Origin of the sequence: Achromobacter sp. Marseille-Q0513, from assembly GCF_018195695.1 — a bacterium.
GTDB lineage: Bacteria > Pseudomonadota > Gammaproteobacteria > Burkholderiales > Burkholderiaceae_B > Achromobacter.
This window is the reverse complement of sequence record NZ_JAGTJY010000431.1, coordinates 1-669: the sequence shown is the minus strand read 5'-3', so window position 1 is coordinate 669 and position 669 is coordinate 1. Positions and strand designations below refer to the sequence as shown.

Annotated in this window: 1 protein-coding gene; it reads left to right on the top strand. The window is 72.8% G+C overall.

What is annotated here, in order from left to right; genetic code table 11:
• Positions 1–669 (top strand): FUSC family membrane protein (locus KDH83_RS31095; protein WP_283093864.1); only part of this gene is annotated, 669 nt, incomplete at both ends.

The following is a 669-nucleotide window of genomic DNA, read 5'->3' as shown; positions in this document are numbered from 1 at the left end:
CCATCATCGGCACGCTGCTGTCGGCCGGATTCGTGGTGGCAGCCGAGCTGCCCGCGCCCACGCTGGTCGAGAGCCTGCGCTACGCGCTGTTCTTCGTCGCGGGCGCATCGTGGGCGATCCTGATGACGGCGCTGGTGTGGCGCCGCCGTCCCTGGAAGGACGCCACGCTGGCCGTGGCCCATTGCTATCGCGGGCTGGCCGATTTCGCCGACGCGCTGGCGGGCATGTATTCCGGCCTGCGCCCCGAGACTGGCGCGCCGGCATGGAGCGCCGTGTCCCGCTCTCAACGCGCCGCGCTGCGGGCCGCGCTGGAGGCGGCGCGTAGCCGCATCGGCGAAGTGCAAGGCGCGCGTCCCTCGCGCCGCACCCGCGCGCGGCAGCTGTATTACCTGCTCGACCGTGCCGAGGACAGTTTCATCGCCCTGGTCGCCGCCGCCGACCTGCTCGAATCGAACGCGCCGCGCTGGCAGGGACGCAATGCCGGCGCCCACCTGTGCCACGCCTTGCACCGCTACGCCAGCGTATGCAATGCCATCGCCGGCACCTCGGACGCCGCCGACGCGCGCCAGGCGGATCGCCTGCGCGAGCGGCTGGAACGCTACGGCGCCGATCTGCGTGAACTGCGCGGCCCCGCGCTCGCGCACGCACCCGAGCTGGCAAGCGTCATTC